Source organism: Roseomonas indoligenes, from assembly GCF_017813365.1.
Classification (GTDB): Bacteria; Pseudomonadota; Alphaproteobacteria; order Acetobacterales; family Acetobacteraceae; genus Roseomonas; species Roseomonas indoligenes.
In genome coordinates, this window is the sequence record NZ_JAGIZA010000003.1 from 68,318 (window position 1) to 82,292 (window position 13,975).

At 67.0% G+C, this 13,975-nt stretch carries 31 protein-coding genes; 12 read left to right on the plus strand and 19 right to left on the minus strand.

From position 1 onward, the window contains the following. Window positions 1–30: 30 nt before the first annotated feature. The 18 genes from J5Y10_RS05270 to J5Y10_RS05355 all read right to left on the minus strand — a co-directional run bounded on the left by J5Y10_RS05270 (window position 31) and on the right by J5Y10_RS05355 (window position 8,174). Window positions 31–252, minus strand: coding sequence for a hypothetical protein (locus J5Y10_RS05270; RefSeq protein WP_209371545.1), 222 nt, complete (start codon window positions 250–252; stop codon window positions 31–33). Further along, window positions 249–443 carry a hypothetical protein gene (locus J5Y10_RS05275; RefSeq protein ID WP_209371547.1) on the minus strand — a complete coding sequence of 65 codons (195 nt, stop codon included), beginning with the start codon at window positions 441–443 and terminating at the stop codon, window positions 249–251. The genes J5Y10_RS05270 and J5Y10_RS05275 overlap by 4 nt, the downstream gene beginning before the upstream one ends. Then, window positions 440–622: a hypothetical protein gene (locus J5Y10_RS05280; RefSeq protein WP_209371549.1), complete on the minus strand. Its 183-nt coding sequence runs from the start codon at window positions 620–622 to the stop codon at window positions 440–442. The genes J5Y10_RS05275 and J5Y10_RS05280 overlap by 4 nt, the downstream gene beginning before the upstream one ends. Further along, a complete protein-coding gene (locus tag J5Y10_RS05285) occupies window positions 619–966 on the minus strand; it encodes a hypothetical protein (protein WP_209371552.1) in 348 nt (115 codons plus the stop codon). The genes J5Y10_RS05280 and J5Y10_RS05285 overlap by 4 nt, the downstream gene beginning before the upstream one ends. Next, window positions 954–1,424 carry a hypothetical protein gene (locus tag J5Y10_RS05290; protein WP_209371554.1) on the minus strand — a complete coding sequence of 157 codons (471 nt, stop codon included), beginning with the start codon at window positions 1,422–1,424 and terminating at the stop codon, window positions 954–956. Before J5Y10_RS05290 ends, J5Y10_RS05285 begins: the two co-directional genes overlap by 13 nt. Continuing rightward, entirely contained in the window at window positions 1,421–1,666 is a 246-nt protein-coding gene (locus J5Y10_RS05295; RefSeq protein WP_209371557.1) for a hypothetical protein, read from the minus strand. The genes J5Y10_RS05290 and J5Y10_RS05295 overlap by 4 nt, the downstream gene beginning before the upstream one ends. Further along, complete coding sequence (locus J5Y10_RS05300; RefSeq protein WP_209371558.1) at window positions 1,666–2,151, minus strand: hypothetical protein; 486 nt, start codon at window positions 2,149–2,151, stop codon at window positions 1,666–1,668. Before J5Y10_RS05300 ends, J5Y10_RS05295 begins: the two co-directional genes overlap by 1 nt. 80 nt (window positions 2,152–2,231) lie before the next feature. Then, window positions 2,232–3,392 carry an AAA family ATPase gene (locus tag J5Y10_RS05305; RefSeq protein WP_209371560.1) on the minus strand — a complete coding sequence of 387 codons (1,161 nt, stop codon included), beginning with the start codon at window positions 3,390–3,392 and terminating at the stop codon, window positions 2,232–2,234. Then, the gene (locus J5Y10_RS05310) at window positions 3,389–3,934 is read right to left on the minus strand and encodes a hypothetical protein (protein WP_209371562.1); all 546 of its coding nucleotides are present in this window, start codon (window positions 3,932–3,934) and stop codon (window positions 3,389–3,391) included. Before J5Y10_RS05310 ends, J5Y10_RS05305 begins: the two co-directional genes overlap by 4 nt. Before the next feature lie 76 nt (window positions 3,935–4,010). After that, window positions 4,011–4,268 (minus strand): DUF2312 domain-containing protein, encoded by a 258-nt coding sequence (locus tag J5Y10_RS05315; protein WP_209371564.1) that lies wholly within the window; start codon window positions 4,266–4,268, stop codon window positions 4,011–4,013. Beyond that, on the minus strand, window positions 4,261–4,491 hold the full coding sequence (locus tag J5Y10_RS05320) for a hypothetical protein (protein WP_209371566.1): 231 nt from the start codon (window positions 4,489–4,491) through the stop codon (window positions 4,261–4,263). The genes J5Y10_RS05315 and J5Y10_RS05320 overlap by 8 nt, the downstream gene beginning before the upstream one ends. Then, window positions 4,488–5,300, minus strand: coding sequence for a hypothetical protein (locus J5Y10_RS05325; RefSeq protein WP_209371568.1), 813 nt, complete (start codon window positions 5,298–5,300; stop codon window positions 4,488–4,490). The genes J5Y10_RS05320 and J5Y10_RS05325 overlap by 4 nt, the downstream gene beginning before the upstream one ends. Before the next feature lie 258 nt (window positions 5,301–5,558). Continuing rightward, window positions 5,559–6,005, minus strand: a complete 447-nt coding sequence (locus J5Y10_RS05330) for a RuvC family protein (RefSeq protein WP_209371570.1) — start codon at window positions 6,003–6,005, stop codon at window positions 5,559–5,561. Window positions 6,006–6,046: 41 nt separating this feature from the next. Then, a complete protein-coding gene (locus tag J5Y10_RS05335; protein ID WP_209371573.1) occupies window positions 6,047–6,337 on the minus strand; it encodes a hypothetical protein in 291 nt (96 codons plus the stop codon). A 115-nt stretch (window positions 6,338–6,452) separates the two neighbouring features. Beyond that, window positions 6,453–6,779: a hypothetical protein gene (locus J5Y10_RS05340; RefSeq protein WP_209371576.1), complete on the minus strand. Its 327-nt coding sequence runs from the start codon at window positions 6,777–6,779 to the stop codon at window positions 6,453–6,455. Window positions 6,780–6,972: 193 nt separating this feature from the next. Further along, window positions 6,973–7,728 carry a COG3415 family protein gene (locus J5Y10_RS05345; RefSeq protein WP_209371579.1) on the minus strand — a complete coding sequence of 252 codons (756 nt, stop codon included), beginning with the start codon at window positions 7,726–7,728 and terminating at the stop codon, window positions 6,973–6,975. Further along, on the minus strand, window positions 7,729–7,968 hold the full coding sequence (locus tag J5Y10_RS05350) for a hypothetical protein (protein WP_209371582.1): 240 nt from the start codon (window positions 7,966–7,968) through the stop codon (window positions 7,729–7,731). Next, window positions 7,968–8,174: a carph-isopro domain-containing protein gene (locus J5Y10_RS05355; protein WP_209371584.1), complete on the minus strand. Its 207-nt coding sequence runs from the start codon at window positions 8,172–8,174 to the stop codon at window positions 7,968–7,970. The genes J5Y10_RS05350 and J5Y10_RS05355 overlap by 1 nt, the downstream gene beginning before the upstream one ends. Before the next feature lie 84 nt (window positions 8,175–8,258). Here J5Y10_RS05355 and J5Y10_RS05360 point away from each other — a divergent pair, with 84 nt between their 5' ends. The 3 genes from J5Y10_RS05360 to J5Y10_RS28870 are packed head-to-tail and all read left to right on the plus strand — an operon-like array spanning window position 8,259 to window position 9,663. Continuing rightward, window positions 8,259–8,987, plus strand: coding sequence for a S24 family peptidase (locus J5Y10_RS05360; RefSeq protein WP_209371586.1), 729 nt, complete (start codon window positions 8,259–8,261; stop codon window positions 8,985–8,987). Next, a complete protein-coding gene (locus J5Y10_RS05365) occupies window positions 8,984–9,223 on the plus strand; it encodes a hypothetical protein (RefSeq protein ID WP_209371588.1) in 240 nt (79 codons plus the stop codon). Before J5Y10_RS05360 ends, J5Y10_RS05365 begins: the two co-directional genes overlap by 4 nt. Before the next feature lie 35 nt (window positions 9,224–9,258). After that, complete coding sequence (locus tag J5Y10_RS28870; RefSeq protein ID WP_408901575.1) at window positions 9,259–9,663, plus strand: type II toxin-antitoxin system PemK/MazF family toxin; 405 nt, start codon at window positions 9,259–9,261, stop codon at window positions 9,661–9,663. Window positions 9,664–9,845: 182 nt separating this feature from the next. Here the strand turns inward: J5Y10_RS28870 and J5Y10_RS05375 are convergent, their stop codons facing one another. Continuing rightward, window positions 9,846–10,070 carry a hypothetical protein gene (locus J5Y10_RS05375; RefSeq protein WP_209371592.1) on the minus strand — a complete coding sequence of 75 codons (225 nt, stop codon included), beginning with the start codon at window positions 10,068–10,070 and terminating at the stop codon, window positions 9,846–9,848. Window positions 10,071–10,253: 183 nt separating this feature from the next. On the opposite strand from J5Y10_RS05375, the gene J5Y10_RS05380 reads away from it, so the two are divergent. The 9 genes from J5Y10_RS05380 (at window position 10,254) to J5Y10_RS05420 (ending at window position 13,949) form a co-directional block, all read left to right on the plus strand. Beyond that, a complete protein-coding gene (locus J5Y10_RS05380; RefSeq protein WP_209371594.1) occupies window positions 10,254–10,532 on the plus strand; it encodes a hypothetical protein in 279 nt (92 codons plus the stop codon). After that, window positions 10,529–10,801, plus strand: a complete 273-nt coding sequence (locus J5Y10_RS05385) for a hypothetical protein (RefSeq protein ID WP_209371599.1) — start codon at window positions 10,529–10,531, stop codon at window positions 10,799–10,801. Before J5Y10_RS05380 ends, J5Y10_RS05385 begins: the two co-directional genes overlap by 4 nt. Continuing rightward, entirely contained in the window at window positions 10,798–10,995 is a 198-nt protein-coding gene (locus J5Y10_RS05390; protein ID WP_209371606.1) for a hypothetical protein, read from the plus strand. The genes J5Y10_RS05385 and J5Y10_RS05390 overlap by 4 nt, the downstream gene beginning before the upstream one ends. Then, window positions 10,995–11,471: a hypothetical protein gene (locus J5Y10_RS05395; protein WP_209371607.1), complete on the plus strand. Its 477-nt coding sequence runs from the start codon at window positions 10,995–10,997 to the stop codon at window positions 11,469–11,471. Before J5Y10_RS05390 ends, J5Y10_RS05395 begins: the two co-directional genes overlap by 1 nt. After that, complete coding sequence (locus tag J5Y10_RS05400; protein ID WP_209371608.1) at window positions 11,472–11,858, plus strand: hypothetical protein; 387 nt, start codon at window positions 11,472–11,474, stop codon at window positions 11,856–11,858. A 214-nt stretch (window positions 11,859–12,072) separates the two neighbouring features. Further along, window positions 12,073–12,261: a hypothetical protein gene (locus J5Y10_RS05405; RefSeq protein ID WP_209371609.1), complete on the plus strand. Its 189-nt coding sequence runs from the start codon at window positions 12,073–12,075 to the stop codon at window positions 12,259–12,261. A gap of 91 nt (window positions 12,262–12,352) precedes the next feature. Then, complete coding sequence (locus J5Y10_RS05410) at window positions 12,353–12,508, plus strand: hypothetical protein (protein WP_209371610.1); 156 nt, start codon at window positions 12,353–12,355, stop codon at window positions 12,506–12,508. Then, window positions 12,505–13,698, plus strand: a complete 1,194-nt coding sequence (locus J5Y10_RS05415) for a DNA cytosine methyltransferase (RefSeq protein WP_342452847.1) — start codon at window positions 12,505–12,507, stop codon at window positions 13,696–13,698. Before J5Y10_RS05410 ends, J5Y10_RS05415 begins: the two co-directional genes overlap by 4 nt. Next, window positions 13,695–13,949, plus strand: a complete 255-nt coding sequence (locus tag J5Y10_RS05420; RefSeq protein ID WP_209371611.1) for a hypothetical protein — start codon at window positions 13,695–13,697, stop codon at window positions 13,947–13,949. The genes J5Y10_RS05415 and J5Y10_RS05420 overlap by 4 nt, the downstream gene beginning before the upstream one ends. Window positions 13,950–13,975 lie beyond the last annotated feature (26 nt).

Below are 13,975 nucleotides of genomic sequence, written 5' to 3' on the forward strand. Positions count from 1 at the left end.
CCTGCGCGGGGGTGAGGTCTTCCAGGCGGGTCATGTCCTGTCCCCATCTGCGCAGAGGTCGCGGACGTTCAGGAGGGCGTCGCGAAGCTTGGCAAGACCACCCAAGACGACTGCATCCTGGCCCTGCTCACGCATGAGGTCCGACAGGACGGCCACGTAGTCGGCAGCGCTCACTTCCCCGTCGAACCCCAGCGCCTCCCGTATCCGCAGCCGGTGGTAGGCTGTTGGGTCGGTGATTGTGCCGTCGGTCATGAGCGGGTGTTCCGGTGAAAGGCGATGAGAACCAGAGCCAGCCCACAGAGGGCCATCCACCCGGCGAACAGCGCATAGGCCAAGCGAGGCAGGCCGGCGATGATGGCGGCCAGCTGCAACAGCCCGAGGATGCACAGGTGCCAGAGGAAGTAATCGGCCCAGGCCTGGGCGGCGGCGTAGATGCGGGTCACCCCCTCACCTCCTTCACCCGCCACAGCCCGACGATGCGGGAGCGGTCACGGAAGGCGTGCCCGGCCTCGCGCTGGTGGGCGATCAGCGAGGCGGCGCCGTCCGCGGTGACCGGGCCTATGACGCCCTGAGCGGCTGACGGGGGCTGGACCACCAGCCAGGTGTCGCGGTGGGGGGTCATCGCGTCATGGCCTCCAGCCCGCGGTCTGCCTTGGTGGCGAAGTGCGGACGGAGCCGACCTCCCCCTTTCTCAGCCAGACGCGACGCGACCCACTGCCACAGATAGATCTGCCGGAAAGGCGGGGTGCTTCCCCGACCACTCCGCCCCCAGCGATACCGGAGCATCGCGCTGCGGTAGTCGAACCAGCAGTGGTCACAGAGTTCCGGGGCAATCTGCCGGCGGTAGCGTCTGGGCGGCAGCGGATGGCACCAGATCGACTGACGCACCTCGTCGTCGTCCATGACCGTCGCGGCGTCGATGAGGCGGTCACAGACACCGCAGGAGAGGAAGGTCAGCCGGAGCATTCGGCACCTCCCGTCAGCACCAGGGGCGCCGGCGCATGGTCAGGCCCGAGGGCCGCAGCGCGCTCGGCATGCACCAGCTCCAGCTTCACCGTGTTGCAGATGCCGTCAGCCAGCTTCGCGGCGGCCAGGGCCTGCTTGGGCGAGGTCTTACCCTCCCTGAGAGAAGCCAGTTCCGCGAACAGGATGGCCCTGAGGCCGGCAGAGGTCATGGTGGTAGGCGATGGGCGGGGCGGCATCACAACGACCTCCTGCGTGGGCTGGGGCTGCGTGGCGGGCTGGGTAGGTGGCTGAGGGGCGGATGGGGCCTCACGCGCTGGCAGCAGCCCCTGCTGAGAGAGCGATACCTTCAGCAGCACGATGTCGCGGGCCGGCAGCGGGACCTTCCGGGCAACCTCGGCCTCGGTGTAGCCCTGCCTGAACAGGTCCTTCGCCTGCTCGCGCCGATCTTCCAGGGTCACGGCCGCCCCCTCCCCAGCGTCTCGCCCACCTGAAGCTGCTCCTGCGCCGCCTTCAGGGTGCGGGGGTTCGTGTACATGGCGAACTTCCCGTCGAGCTGCAGGCAGACCATGCCGCTGCTGCGCTCCTCGGCCGTGGCGCCGCGGGTCAGCAGGTCGGCCGCGCGGTTGATCTGGTGGATGTCGTCCCAGGTCTTGCCGGAGGTGCTGGGGTGCTTGCCCCGGGTGCGGTGCTGGGGGCGCATCAGGCGGCGCCCCGAACGACACTTCGCATGCATGCGAACGGGGTCACGCCACTCTCTTCCAAGTAGGCGACCAGCGCCTTGAGCTCGTCGAGGGTGGCATCCGACTTCAGTCGGTTGGCGCGGTAGCTGATGACCCGCACATTGCTGGGCACGTAGCCCAGGGACGGCACGAGGCGGTCCAGAGTGGGGCTGTTGTCGCGCTGCCCACCAACCACGAGCGCCAAGCCCAGGACAGGACATGCGGCCGGGACAGCGATGTCCGAGGCCGAGAGCGTGAAGGCGATGCCATGGCGAGCGGCCCGATATCGCGCTTTATCGAACAGGTGCCGCGCTACGTCCGACTGGCGCCGCTCAGCGACCCGCAGCCGCTCGGCCGCCCGCTTTTCGGGGTTCGCAGCGCGGTAGGCCGCCTTCCTGGTGCGCTCGTAGGACCGCCTCTGATCTCTCTCCGCCCGGTCGCCATCCCAGGGGGACATAAAGGACATGTCTATAGACACATGTCCTTTTTGTCCCTTCGTAGGGACATGGGGACATTCTGGGGACATGTCCCTTTTGTCCCGGATGTTCATTGGCCGTTCTCCATGCTGACTGCCCAGACCAAATCTCCCCACTTGCCGACCTGGCGCCCGGCAATGAGGTCCCGAGAGGCCCGGTCAAACGCCTTTTTCTGGGCGTCCGGCTTGGCCTCGGTGAATGCGCGCTGGTAGGCATGCTCCCGCCAGTCCTTGATGGACACGCAGGGCATGTGCGGGGGCACGAACTCATTAACCGGTGGGATGCGGCCCTGCCGGGCGATCAGGTCGTGCAGGATGTCGAGGGCCTGCCCCATCTGGCCTGAGGGCTTCTTCGGCTTGCCCTTCGGCGCGTCGGTGGGATCGATGAGGCAGGTGGTAATATCGTCCCCGTCCTCGTCCTGGCCCAACACCACCCGGCGCAGGTTGAAGCCCAGCTTGTCCCCATCCGCGTCGTCCTTCGCCTTGGCGACCCGCATCAGACGCGGGCCGTCCTCCTCGGGGCGACTGATCTCCAACTCGCAGTCGCACGCGCCGTGCAGGCTGTTGTGGCCGCGCATGCCGCGCGTCACGTCCTTGCCAGTGTGGTGGATGACCGTGACGTGGGCGCCGGTCGCGTGACGGACATCGGAGAAGATGGACAGGATCTTGCCCATCCCCTCGGGGCCGTTCTCGTCTCCCCCGCCCATGGCCCGGCTCAGGGTGTCGATCAGGATCCACTGCGCGCCGACTGCCATGGCCGCCGCGATCAGCTCGGCCACGGCCTGCGGGTCGTCGTGCAGGTTCAAGGGCTGGGCGAGGTAACAGAAGTCCGGGCAGTCCCCGAACTCGTCCGCCAAGGCCTGCAAGCGCTTGTCCGCTCCGCCCTCACCTTCCAGAAAGCCGTAGAGCACCTTCGTGCGCTTGACCCGCCGGCCGAAAACCTCGCGTCCTTGCGCGGCAGCGTAGGCGATGTGGCTGCCCATGAAGGACTTGCCCGACCCAGGCGGCCCGTAGATCGCGCTGAACTCGCGGGCGTAGAAAAGCCCCTTGACGATGTATTCCCGCGTGGTGGACTGCCGCGCCTCACCGATTGTCTTGACCAGCAGGCGGCCGACACGCAGCCCGCCTTCCTCAGCAACGGCCTTGATCGCCTCAGCCATGACGGCCGGGTTCGTGGCCTGGGTCGCCAGACGCGCCCGCTTCTCGGCCTCGCCCCACATGTCGGCGCTCATGCAGCGCGGCCTTTCTCAATGAGCTTGGCAAGGCGGATGAGGGCGGCACCGTGTTTGCAGGACCAGCGCCAGGCGGCGAGGGAACCGAAGTTAGGTCCGGCAGCCTCGGTCGGCGCCTCCCGCGGCGCACCGGCCGGCTTGGCCGACCAAGCGCCGCTGGTCAGATCGACCTTCACCAGCAGGCGAGCACCTGCCCACTCCATCAGCGCCCAACTCTCGCCGCCCTTGATGCGCCGATCGAACAGCGTGAGCAGGACGAAGGGGCCGTCCAGGGCACAGGACCACTCGGCCAGGATCCATTCCGGTTCGCCGCGCTCCAAGGTCTGCAGGAAGGCGACCGCATAGTCCCGGGCCGTCCCGATCCCGAGCCGGATACGGTCCGCACGATCCTCGCGCATTCCGGCCTCGATCCAGGCGACGACATCCGGCGTGAAGGCGGGGAATTGCTCGATGACCGATACCGGCACCTGAGCGTCCCGGGCTGACAGGAGCCCGCGAACCTTTGCGAGCAGGCGCATATCCTCTGCCATGGGCAGCGGCACGTGCTGGCCGCCGACGTAATCGTCCGCGACCTGCGCCAGCCTGCTCAGAGTGGATGTGCCCCCGCTCACCTGGATCTCACATACCCAGAGCGCGGCGGTAGAGATCGAGCAGGGTCTCTTGCTCTTCGACCTCAGCAGGCTCCTGCTTCCGCTGACGGATGATCTGGCGGATCACCTTCACGTCGAAGCCGGCACCCTTGGCTTCGGCCAGGATGTCCTTCTGGTCCTCGGAGAAGGCCTTCTTCTCCTCCTCCAGCTTCTCCCACCGCTCGATGATAGAGCGCAGGCGCTCAGCGGCGATGCCGCCCACATCAGTGTCGCTTTCGTCAGCCATTGGAGCCTCGCTTGAAGGGGATGAACCGCTCGACACGCATCAGGCCGAGGGCGTTGATGACGCGCTCGCTGGGGTCGCGCCGGCCGCTGATCGTCTCGGAGACAACGGAGACCGGGATGTTATGGCGCTGCGCCCAGCGAGACTGGCCACCGGCCATTTCGCACGCATGCGAAAGTCGGTTTCGGAGGTCACCCGACGTGAGGGCCTGGGCGTCCTCGGTCACCCCCGACCTCGCATCTCGGAAGCGAGGCGGTCCACCTGATCCTTAAAGACCACGTTCTTGCCGCTCGCCTTGAAAATGGCGATGAACTGCGCTTCGTCCGCGCCTACGCCCTCGTAGCGGCCAAGGAACAGGTGGCGGGACCCATTCCGCGTCATCTGCCGGAGCACCACCGGGTAATCGTCTCCGATCACCGGCTTGATCTCCACGCGGAGCGTGAAGGTGGGCTCGTAGGGGGTGTGGCTAGTCAGCCGCAACCCATCCAGACCAAGCCGGTACGAACCGGCCGAAGTGGCGCCCGCGGACGGCAGCGACGCGCCCAGCACCACGTCTTGCGGGGCTTCGAACGCCACCTTCAAGGAGAAGCTGGGCGCTCCCAGATTGGCGAGCTGGGCGAGGACGCCCTCACCTGCCGCGATGAGGCTGTTACGGCTGATGTCTTTGCCATAGCTGCAATGGGTCGAATCCGGCGCCTTCTGGGCAGCCTCAACCTGAGCCGCGATGAGCCCTCGAATTTCTTCTCGGATGTCCTCGCGGCTCCGGAGTTCCTTTGCTATCTCCTCCGCAATCCGTTCGCCCGCGGCGATCTGCGCGAAAGCCGCCTGATAAACAGGATCCAGGAACAGCGCTTGCAGCCGATTGTGGATCGGTGTCGCCTCGGCCTCAGCCCGGTCGTGTGCGTCGAGCAGATGCCCGAACCGCTCACGGAACCAAGGCTGGGCGCCGATCCATTCCATGTAGCCGGCGTCCGCCAGCATGTCCTCAACCGGCTTTCCCTTGTATTTGCCGAAGGGCACGACATTATCGGCCATGTTCAATCCGCTCCTGACGGGTTGTGCACGACGCCCGTTCCCGTTCGCAGCGGGGCGGTCGTTTCCGTTTGAGGGGATGACGTGCGCGTCACTGTCGGACATGCGGCTTGCCCCTCTCATCCACATGGACAGGCGGCAGGCTCTGCGCGCGGCGAAGCTCGTTTGCCCTCTCCAGCGCGTGCACGTAGCAGCGCTGTTCCTGTCCCACACGGACGGCGATCTCGTCGGGGCAGCCCGGAACGTCACACCGGAGACCGCTCATGCCGCAAAGGCCGCCAGCCCGTGCATGCGGCCGGATCCATGCAGCGCGATCAGCGCTGCCTCCGCCCGCCCGTCATCCTTCACCCGGGCGAAGGAGGCCGCGGCGCCCGGCCAAAGTTGGCACGCGCGTGCCCGGGACGCGCTCTTGTCCCGCCCCAGGCTGAGGTCGCGCTTCCAGACCTGCGGACGCACCATCGTGTAGGCGAGCCCCGCCGCGGCCAGAGCGCCCTCGATCTGCCCGAAGGAGCGCCCGAGATTGAAGGACTGCACCGCGCCGTCGTTCGGCATCGGCCCTACGTCCTCCAGAAAGGCGTGGACGACGGAACGCTCCCGCAGAAAGGCGGCCAGCACCGATGGAACCAATCGGGTGCGCTTGCCCTCCCCGACCTTAATCTTGACGGTCGGCAGATCGCGCACCTCAACCAGGTGCCCGTCGTCGGTCATCCAAGCGATCGCGCCGGAAGCGCCGGGGTCGATGCCAACGATCACTGCACAACACCCCGCAACCGGAACACGCCCACCGGGCGGGAATGGCAGGTCTTGCGGCTGGAGCGCTCGTGCCGAAGCAGTTCCCAGTCCTTCGCCTGGAACACCGCCCCCATCACCCGCGGATCCACGTCCTCGGGCGGCGGGCACTTGGCGCGCACGTCGTTGATGGTGACCGTCCGGCCTCCGAGACCGAGCAGGCGGGCATGGGCGCGGGCCTGGGCCAGCCATTCGGCGCGGTGCGCCTCGAAGTGCGGAAGGACGGTGTCCTCGAAGAGGGTGGTGCTCATCAGCGCCACCACCAGAAGCGCCGAATGCGCCACTCTTGAGCACGACGAACGGCCTCCTCAGCGCGCGCGGTCCAAACCCGCTCACGCCAGCTGGCGAAGCGTTCCCATAGAGGCTTCATGCGCTCCCTTTCAGGGCATCAAGCTTCGCGCGCACCAGGGCCTGGCGAGCGTCGAGCTGCCTCATCTCGTCTTGCATCCGCGCCTCGTAGGCGGCCTTGATGCGATCCTGCTCGTCGGCCCAGAGCCGCTTCGGCTCGCCGTAGAAGATCGCCTTCGCGCGCCGCGCAGACACGACGCAGGCGCGGGCCGCGCGGTCGATCGCGCCGTCTAGCCCGTGCTGCGGACGGTCCAGCAGGACCATCTCGCGCAGCAGCGTTCGACCGCTGAGCGCGCTATTCATGGCTTCCGAACCTTTGGACGGAATTTCCAACATCTGGGACAAGAGGCTCTCCATGCTTCAGGGCATGGAGAGCGAGCGTTTCACCATTCAGCAGCGTAGGCAGACCCGGGGGCTGGCACCCCTGGGTCGTCTGCTGTTGCGCCTGTTGACGCGCCTCCAAAGCAGTTCGGCAGCCGGCGGTGGGCTGGGCGGGGAGCCCGGCGTCGACGGCGGCGGGGGTAAAGGCGGCGGCCATTCAGGCAGCCCGCCGGGTGATGATGGGAGCGCCGTCTCGCTCCTTGCAGTCGGTGCAGACGAACCACCGGGGCGGATCCACGATGTCGGCCGGCTTGCGGCAGCACATGCAGAGGCGAGTGGGGACGGGATCCACGACGGTGGGCGCCTCCACCTTCTGCGGCAGTGCCGCGATTGCCGCCTTAGTCCGGCAGCGGTAGGGGATATGCTCTCCCTGCGCCCGCATCGCATTGAGAGCGTCGTGGACCGTGGCTTCCTTGCAGCCCAGACGTCGCGCAATCTCGCGCGTAGGCAAGGTCAGCGGGTCCAGATAGAGAGCCTTCACCGCCTCGTAATCGACTGTAGGTGCGGGGCCACGCCGGGGCTTGGCTGGGACATTTACGCCAGCCTGGCGCTGAGCATGGAGGATCTTGCTGACGGCCCTCTCCGTGATGCCGAGAGAGGCTGCGATCTGCTTCTGCACGACCCCGTCGCGTGCCAGCTGGGTAACGGCGCGCCAGTCGAGCTTGCGCGGCGCCCCCGGCATATCCTGCAGAGGAAGGTCTATGCCCTTGCGCCGAGCCTTGGAGGCGTAGTCGTAAACGGCGCTGATGCTGATGCCCAGCTTATCGGCGATGGCCGAAGCAGCCCAACGCGCCTTATACAGTCGCGCGACCTCAGCCTCACGCGGTGTGAGAAGTGCGTCGGCTGCCTCGGCGGAAGTGCCGTGGGGGTTGGCAGCCGACGCGGCCGGACTGGAGGAGGTTCCGTCCGGCATCTACTTGGCGCCTCGCAGGGTGGGCCCCATGCTGGCGTCCATCTGTTGGATCAGCGCGCGGGCGGCATCGTGCAGCGGCTCCGCGTCGTATTCGTGCGGGATGCCCTCCACCATCTCGCCGTCCGGGTACACGGCGCGCAGCATCACCGCGCCGAACTCGTCCAGGACGATCTGCGCCTTCGGGCCTGGCACGCCGCGCTCAATGGTCAGAATGGTGGTGCGCTCGGGGAGGCCGGCCATCAGGTGGCGTCCGCGAGCACGAAGAAGTCCTCGGGCTTGATGACCACGCCCGCCTCTCTGGCCTTCTGGACCACATCGCCTTGACGGCGAGCGGGGATGAACCCGGCATCCTTCCAGGACTGGACGGTAGTCGGGGGGCTGCCGAGGATGGCAGCAGCCTTCCGGGTGCCGCCGAGCTTGCTGATGATGCGGGCCGCAGGGGTCATGTACGACATATTCGACGTTTTCCGCCGAATGTCAACGATCTTGTCGTACAGACGAATCGTTCGAGTTTCTCGTACGGGCTCGTCATGGTTGATGAAGAGCCGGCGGCTATCCGCCTCCGAAAGCTAAGAGAGCGCTCCGGACTGTCTATTCAGGCGGTCGCGGACAAGCTGGGCCACGATGGACGCTCTACCTATGCCAGTCGCGAGGACGTCAAAAAGGCCAAAGGCCGCTTCATAAAGGTGGAACACGCCCTGTCGTACCTGCCTGTTTTCGTCGGTCGCGGCGATCCTCCCATCACGCGAGACGACGTGATGGCGCTGACCGGGACCGAGACCCTGCCGGCCGTTTCTGCCCCTGACCCCATGGACGACGACGACGAGGGCGAACCGAGGCAGGGCTACCTGGTGCTCCGGGAGTACGACGTTGCCGGCGCCGCCGGGTACGGCGCGTTCCCGAATCTAAGTCCCGGGGGTGAGGCCCGCATCGTGGGGGAATGGCGGGTTCCCAGGTCCATGCTGCCGGCGCGCTACCAGGGCGGCACGATCGCCATTGTCAGCGTCCAGGGCGACAGCATGGTCCCCGAGCTGATGCCTGAAGAGCGGGTCATGGTGGATATCTCCCAGACCTTCATGGGGCCGGAGGGCATCTACCTGCTGGTCTTTGACGACAGCCTTCTCGTAAAGAGGCTGCAGCGGGTCGGCAATGGCAAGCTGCGCTTGGTCAGCAAGAACCCGGACTTCGAGCCCCTGATCGTGCCGGCCTCCGAGGTCCGGATTGTCGGGCGCATCATCGGCCGTTGGGAGTGGAAGTGACCCACCCTCCCCTCAACCCCTTCCCCGTCGAGCCCCGCGAGGACGAGACCCACCCGGCTTATGGTGAGGTCGGCCTCTGGGTCTTGAAGGCCATGGGCGAGGCGCCCTCGCCTGGCACGGTCGGGCGGATGGAGCTGCTGCGGATCTGGGACGTGCTCGGCCGGGATGCGCGGAAGGAGTTGGTGGCGAAGGGGCGGGAGCTGTTGAGGCGGGAGACGGGTGAGGATCGAGGTTAGTGGGGCTACAGTTTCCGCCGAATGTCGGCTTGGTGGTGATCTGCAACTACAACTCGGGGTTCCGAGAGCCGGAGATGGTGAAGGAGCGGCTTGCCGTAGTCGTAAGCCCCCGCCTACCGCACCGGGACCGCCTGTGCACCGTTGTGCCGTTGAGCACGACCCCGGCGCGGGCGGGCATCCGGTACCAGTGTAAGATCATGCTGCCGACCCCGGCGCCGGCCCCATACGAGGGCACGCTCAAGTGGGCCAAAGCGGACATGCTGGCCACGGTTTGCTACGACCGATTGACCTTGCCGTACACCGGACGTGATCCCGTAGGAGGCAAGCGCAAGTACTTGAAAATCATAGTACCCGAGTCCGGCATGCAAGACATACGGCTGGCTATGCTCCACGCGCTTGGAATGGAATCGTTGACCTCGAAACCGGCCGAGCCTATATAGCGTTCCGCTAGCGTTCGCCGAATGCTCACAGGATTTGGCGGTACGCCTCAAGTCCACTCCCGGGTGGCGGATAGTACTTGGGCAATGACAAGCCTGTATTATTGACAACCCCGCCTTCCGAGGCGGGGTTTTCTTTTGTGGTGTCGGCTCAATAGCCGGGCGCGTGGCTGCATCTCCCCACATTACTTCGCCGGCCACTTATACTCCGGCGGCAGCCGCCCCTGGTCCAGCCAGTAGTCGATCACCCGCGTAATCACCCCGACCCCTGAGCCATTCAGCTTGAATGGCAGCCCCTCCGGCTGGGTCCTGGCCGTCCAGATGTGCTCCCCTTTGGCCGACCACACCTCGAACCCGCGGTAGGTGTAGGTCCGCCCGCCGAGAGAGTTCTCCTTGCCAGTCCACTTCATCTCGTGACGGTCGTGCGGACTGGGCGGGAGTAGGTCTGCGGGCATGGAACGTAGGTAGCAGAACAACACGCCCGCGTGTGCCGGGACGCTTTCGTACGAACCGTACGATTTTGTCGTTGACTGCCCGACGATCTATTCGTACGTTTTCCCTCACCAGCCACCCGCTGATGAGGCCCGAACCCGATGCCGTATCCCACCGGACAACTCCCCGCCGTTGCGATCCCCCGCGAGCTGCAGCTGCAGCTGGTGACGCCCGTCCTGGCGATGGTGCTCAGCGACGACGAGCAGGAGGAACTGCGCGACTGTCTCCGGCAGCGCCGGCTGCAGGTCGTGATGCAGGGCTATGCCGAGCACGCGGCCGGCTACCGCAGCAACGCGCGCTGGCACTTCGCTCGGGCTGACCGGGTGAGCGGCATCATTGCGAAGCTGGGGCTGGTGCCGGCGGCGGAGGTGGTGTCGTGAACGCCGTCATGCCGCCCCGCATGCAAGGCTGGACGTGCGAGCTGGACCGTATGTCCGCTGCGGCGGAACTCCCCAAGGCCCAGCAGGGCGCGAACGCATCGCTGCGCGAGGTGATGGCGCTCTTCGAGGAGGAGGTTGCCGCCGTCGAGTTCGTGCCGGAGCACCCGACGCTGACGTGGATCGACTACCGCGAGACTGAGCGGGTCGAGCGCGCGATGCGGGCCGCCTGGGCTGCGTTCGGCGCTGCCATGGGGAGGGCCGCCCTGTGACCGAGACCCGCACCATCACCATGACGCGCGAGCAGTGGCGCCGGACTGAAGCCTGGGCCGAGGCGCAGCGCGTTTCGGACCTGCGCGAGAAGGACCGCCTCGACGAGGAGGGCGAGCTGATTGCCGCCACGCTTTGCGAGGACGATGCGGCAGACGCGCTGGACATCCTCACCGCCATCCGGAGAGCCGCCTGATGCCCACCTGCCAATGGCTCTGGATCCGCGGCTGCATGCGCTGCATCGACGGCGTGAGCCCCAACCGCACGCACATCCAGTGCGACACGCGCAACGGCCCGCACGCGACGGTGGGCGAGTTGGAGGCTGGTGGCGCTGTGGGCGGCTGGTCCTTCCCGACATTCGCGGGCGGTGGTGGGGCTGTCCTCTCCCCGCAAGAGGCGGTGCTCCTCTCTCAGGCCGGCGCGTTCGGGACCGGCCCCGTGCTGGTGCGCGACACGGCGACCGGCACCTGGCTGGCAGTGAGCCAGCAGGAGCTGGCCACGGCGTGGAGCTACATGCCGCCGATGCTGTCGCTGCCGGAGGTTGGGGCGAGCGGGGGTGTTCCGCCGATGCGAACGCCGGTCGCTGTGCCGGAGCCGGGGGCGGCGCTGATGTTCGTGGTCGCTCTTGTGGCGCTGGCTGTGGCGCGGTGCCGGATGGGGAGGGCTGCGTAGATGGCCGACGAGACGAGCGGCGAGGCGGTGGGGGATGCTGCCGCCATCAGCGCCTGGATTGAGCACCACACGAAGCCCGGCGAAGACAATATGCGCGATCCATTCTGCGCACCCCGGATCGAGTGCGTCGACGGCTTCCGGGTGAGCGTCCAGGCTGGCGCCTACCACTACTGCCTCCCTCGCGAGATGTGTGGCCCCTGGACGCACTTCGAATGCGGCTTCCCGTCCGCTGCCGTGCCCGAGTGGCTGGAATGGCGTGACGGCCCCGGACCCGACACTGAGACCGTGTTCGGCTGGGTTCCGGCGACCGCAATTATGGACGTGATCCGCCAGCACGGCGGGGCTGCTGCGCTAGGTGCTCTCACGATGAGGGGAGACGCCGCATGACCCCGCCCGACGAGAACAGCGGCGGGGCGGCTCTAGCCGAACTCCGTGGGCGCGCTCGGAACGCTGACATTCAAGTTTGGCCTTCTGAGGGGGCGCGCTATCCCGGCGATGATGCTCCGTGGCGCTACCGGATAGGTGGGCGAGAGGTCGGCTCCCTCGTCTGCGAGACGGAGGCTGAGTGCCTCTCCTACCTGCTGGATGAAAGGCGCAACCCATGACCGACGCCAACGGCGGGGCGGCGGATCTGTTCGAGGCGCTGAGGGCTGCACAGAAGGCCCTGGCGATGATCGTATCTCCCGACGCGATCAAGCAGACGACCACGATGAGTGCCTTTGCCGCCGCGACGGCAGCGGAGGTGCAGGCCCGCGCCGCCCTCACCCGCGCGAAGGGCACCGCGCCATGACCCCCTGGCCTGTCGCCGCCCGTCGCATCGCCCTTCTCTCCTTCGCGGGATGGGGGCCGCTCCTCCTCGCCGTTCTGTGGGTGTCCAGCCGATGAGCAACGAGAACTGGCTGCGTGACAGCCGCCGCGCGACCCACGGCCTGAGCGCGGAAGAGATCGCGCTGGGCTGCGTGCAGGCCCTCGGCGGCGGGGTGCTGTTTGCCGCCGTGCTGGCGGTCTTCTGCTTCGCGGCGGGGGTGATGCAGTGATCTTTGGATCCGTTTGCTCCGGCATTGAGGCCGCGTCCGCTGCGTGGGAACCGCTGGGCTGGAAGGCTTCCTTCCTGTCCGAGATCGCGCCCGCCCCTCGCGCCGTCCTCAAGCACCACTACCCCGACACGCCCCTGCGCGGGGACTTCACGGAGATCCAGCGCGTTGACCATGATCCAATCGAGCTTCTCGTTGGAGGCACCCCCTGCCAGTCGTTCAGCGTCGCAGGGCTGCGGCGAGGCATGGCCGACGAGCGCGGAAATCTGGCCCTTGAGTATCTTCGGCTGGCTGACCGACTACGCCCCCGCTGGCTGGTTTGGGAGAACGTCCCCGGCGTCCTGTCGAGCAACGGAGGACGGGACTTTGGTTCCCTCCTCGGGGGCCTTCGCCAACTCGGGTATTGTGGGTGCTACCGAGTGCTTGACGCTCAGTACATCGGAGTACCCCAGCGACGCCGTCGTGTCTTCCTTGTCGGATATCTTGGAGACTGGCGACGTGCCGCCGCGGTTCTTCTTGAGCCCGCGAGCCTGCGCGGGGATCCTCCGCCGCGCCGAGAAGAGGGGGAAAGAACTTCCCCAACCCTTAGCGCGCGCGCTTCGGCAGGTGGCGGGCTTGGAACCGACCACGACCTCAACGGGGGTCTGATCGAGGCCGCCGATACGGCGCGCTGTCTGACGGCCAAGAAGGGATACCGCAGCGATGGTGAGAGCGAGACCTTCATCGCCACGGTGGACACGTCGCCTGCCCTGCGAGCTCAGTCCCAAGCAAGTCACCGAGCCGACAGCGAGGCGTACGTCGCCCACACCCTTCGGGGCGAGGGCTTTGACGCGAGCGAGGATGGAACGGGACGCAGGACACCGCTGGTGCCCGTCGCCTTTGACTGCAAGGCATCAGGCCGCAACGGCTTCGGTGTGGGCGAGATCGCCAGCACGCAGCGCGCCATGGGGCACTCGGATAGCCACCAGAACGGCGGCGGGCACCAAGCCGTCATGGCCGGGGCTGCTGTCCGCCGCCTCACCCCGCGTGAGTGCGAGCGACTGCAGGACTTTCCCGACGACTACACGCTGGTCCCGTACCGGGGCCGGATGATGGCCGATGGGCCGCGCTACCAGATGCTCGGGAACAGCATGGCGCGCTGCGTCATGGTTTGGCTCGGGCGCCGCATCCAGATGGTGGAGAGCATGGCATGACCGAGCGCCGCGAGTACTTCAGCCGCTGGCAGATTGAGGATCTGATCCGCCGCGAGTTGCATGTATATATGCCGGGCGTTGAAATTGAGTGGGCTGGCAACTGCAGCGCCGTCGCCGTCTGGACCGAGGAAGACGAGCGACGCGTCAGTGCTTCCGCATGTAGCTCGAACGGCTGTCTGGACCGCCTTTGGTGCCTCCAGCGCGAGACGTGCAAGCGCACTCTCGACGTATCTCGGGAGCCCTCCCCATGACCCGCCGCCTCCGGGTGTTCGGGGTG

What these genes read in the sequence shown, in the direction of transcription:
- J5Y10_RS05405 (WP_209371609.1), top strand. Translation starts at nt 12,073, where the DNA reads ATGACCGACGCCAACGGCGGGGCGGCGGATCTGTTCGAGGCGCTGAGG.
- J5Y10_RS05300 (WP_209371558.1), bottom strand. Translation starts at nt 2,151, where the DNA reads ATGTCCTTTATGTCCCCCTGGGATGGCGACCGGGCGGAGAGAGATCAG.
- J5Y10_RS05360 (WP_209371586.1), top strand. Translation starts at nt 8,259, where the DNA reads ATGGTTGATGAAGAGCCGGCGGCTATCCGCCTCCGAAAGCTAAGAGAG.
- J5Y10_RS05355 (WP_209371584.1), bottom strand. Translation starts at nt 8,174, where the DNA reads ATGACCCCTGCGGCCCGCATCATCAGCAAGCTCGGCGGCACCCGGAAG.
- J5Y10_RS05375 (WP_209371592.1), bottom strand. Translation starts at nt 10,070, where the DNA reads ATGAAGTGGACTGGCAAGGAGAACTCTCTCGGCGGGCGGACCTACACC.
- J5Y10_RS05395 (WP_209371607.1), top strand. Translation starts at nt 10,995, where the DNA reads ATGCCCACCTGCCAATGGCTCTGGATCCGCGGCTGCATGCGCTGCATC.
- J5Y10_RS05305 (WP_209371560.1), bottom strand. Translation starts at nt 3,392, where the DNA reads ATGAGCGCCGACATGTGGGGCGAGGCCGAGAAGCGGGCGCGTCTGGCG.
- J5Y10_RS05380 (WP_209371594.1), top strand. Translation starts at nt 10,254, where the DNA reads ATGCCGTATCCCACCGGACAACTCCCCGCCGTTGCGATCCCCCGCGAG.
- J5Y10_RS05350 (WP_209371582.1), bottom strand. Translation starts at nt 7,968, where the DNA reads ATGGCCGGCCTCCCCGAGCGCACCACCATTCTGACCATTGAGCGCGGC.
- J5Y10_RS05400 (WP_209371608.1), top strand. Translation starts at nt 11,472, where the DNA reads ATGGCCGACGAGACGAGCGGCGAGGCGGTGGGGGATGCTGCCGCCATC.
- J5Y10_RS05345 (WP_209371579.1), bottom strand. Translation starts at nt 7,728, where the DNA reads ATGCCGGACGGAACCTCCTCCAGTCCGGCCGCGTCGGCTGCCAACCCC.
- J5Y10_RS05330 (WP_209371570.1), bottom strand. Translation starts at nt 6,005, where the DNA reads ATGACCGACGACGGGCACCTGGTTGAGGTGCGCGATCTGCCGACCGTC.
- J5Y10_RS05325 (WP_209371568.1), bottom strand. Translation starts at nt 5,300, where the DNA reads ATGGCCGATAATGTCGTGCCCTTCGGCAAATACAAGGGAAAGCCGGTT.
- J5Y10_RS05315 (WP_209371564.1), bottom strand. Translation starts at nt 4,268, where the DNA reads ATGGCTGACGAAAGCGACACTGATGTGGGCGGCATCGCCGCTGAGCGC.
- J5Y10_RS05270 (WP_209371545.1), bottom strand. Translation starts at nt 252, where the DNA reads ATGACCGACGGCACAATCACCGACCCAACAGCCTACCACCGGCTGCGG.
- J5Y10_RS05410 (WP_209371610.1), top strand. Translation starts at nt 12,353, where the DNA reads ATGAGCAACGAGAACTGGCTGCGTGACAGCCGCCGCGCGACCCACGGC.
- J5Y10_RS05285 (WP_209371552.1), bottom strand. Translation starts at nt 966, where the DNA reads ATGCTCCGGCTGACCTTCCTCTCCTGCGGTGTCTGTGACCGCCTCATC.
- J5Y10_RS05280 (WP_209371549.1), bottom strand. Translation starts at nt 622, where the DNA reads ATGACCCCCCACCGCGACACCTGGCTGGTGGTCCAGCCCCCGTCAGCC.
- J5Y10_RS05295 (WP_209371557.1), bottom strand. Translation starts at nt 1,666, where the DNA reads ATGCGCCCCCAGCACCGCACCCGGGGCAAGCACCCCAGCACCTCCGGC.
- J5Y10_RS05335 (WP_209371573.1), bottom strand. Translation starts at nt 6,337, where the DNA reads ATGAGCACCACCCTCTTCGAGGACACCGTCCTTCCGCACTTCGAGGCG.
- J5Y10_RS05420 (WP_209371611.1), top strand. Translation starts at nt 13,695, where the DNA reads ATGACCGAGCGCCGCGAGTACTTCAGCCGCTGGCAGATTGAGGATCTG.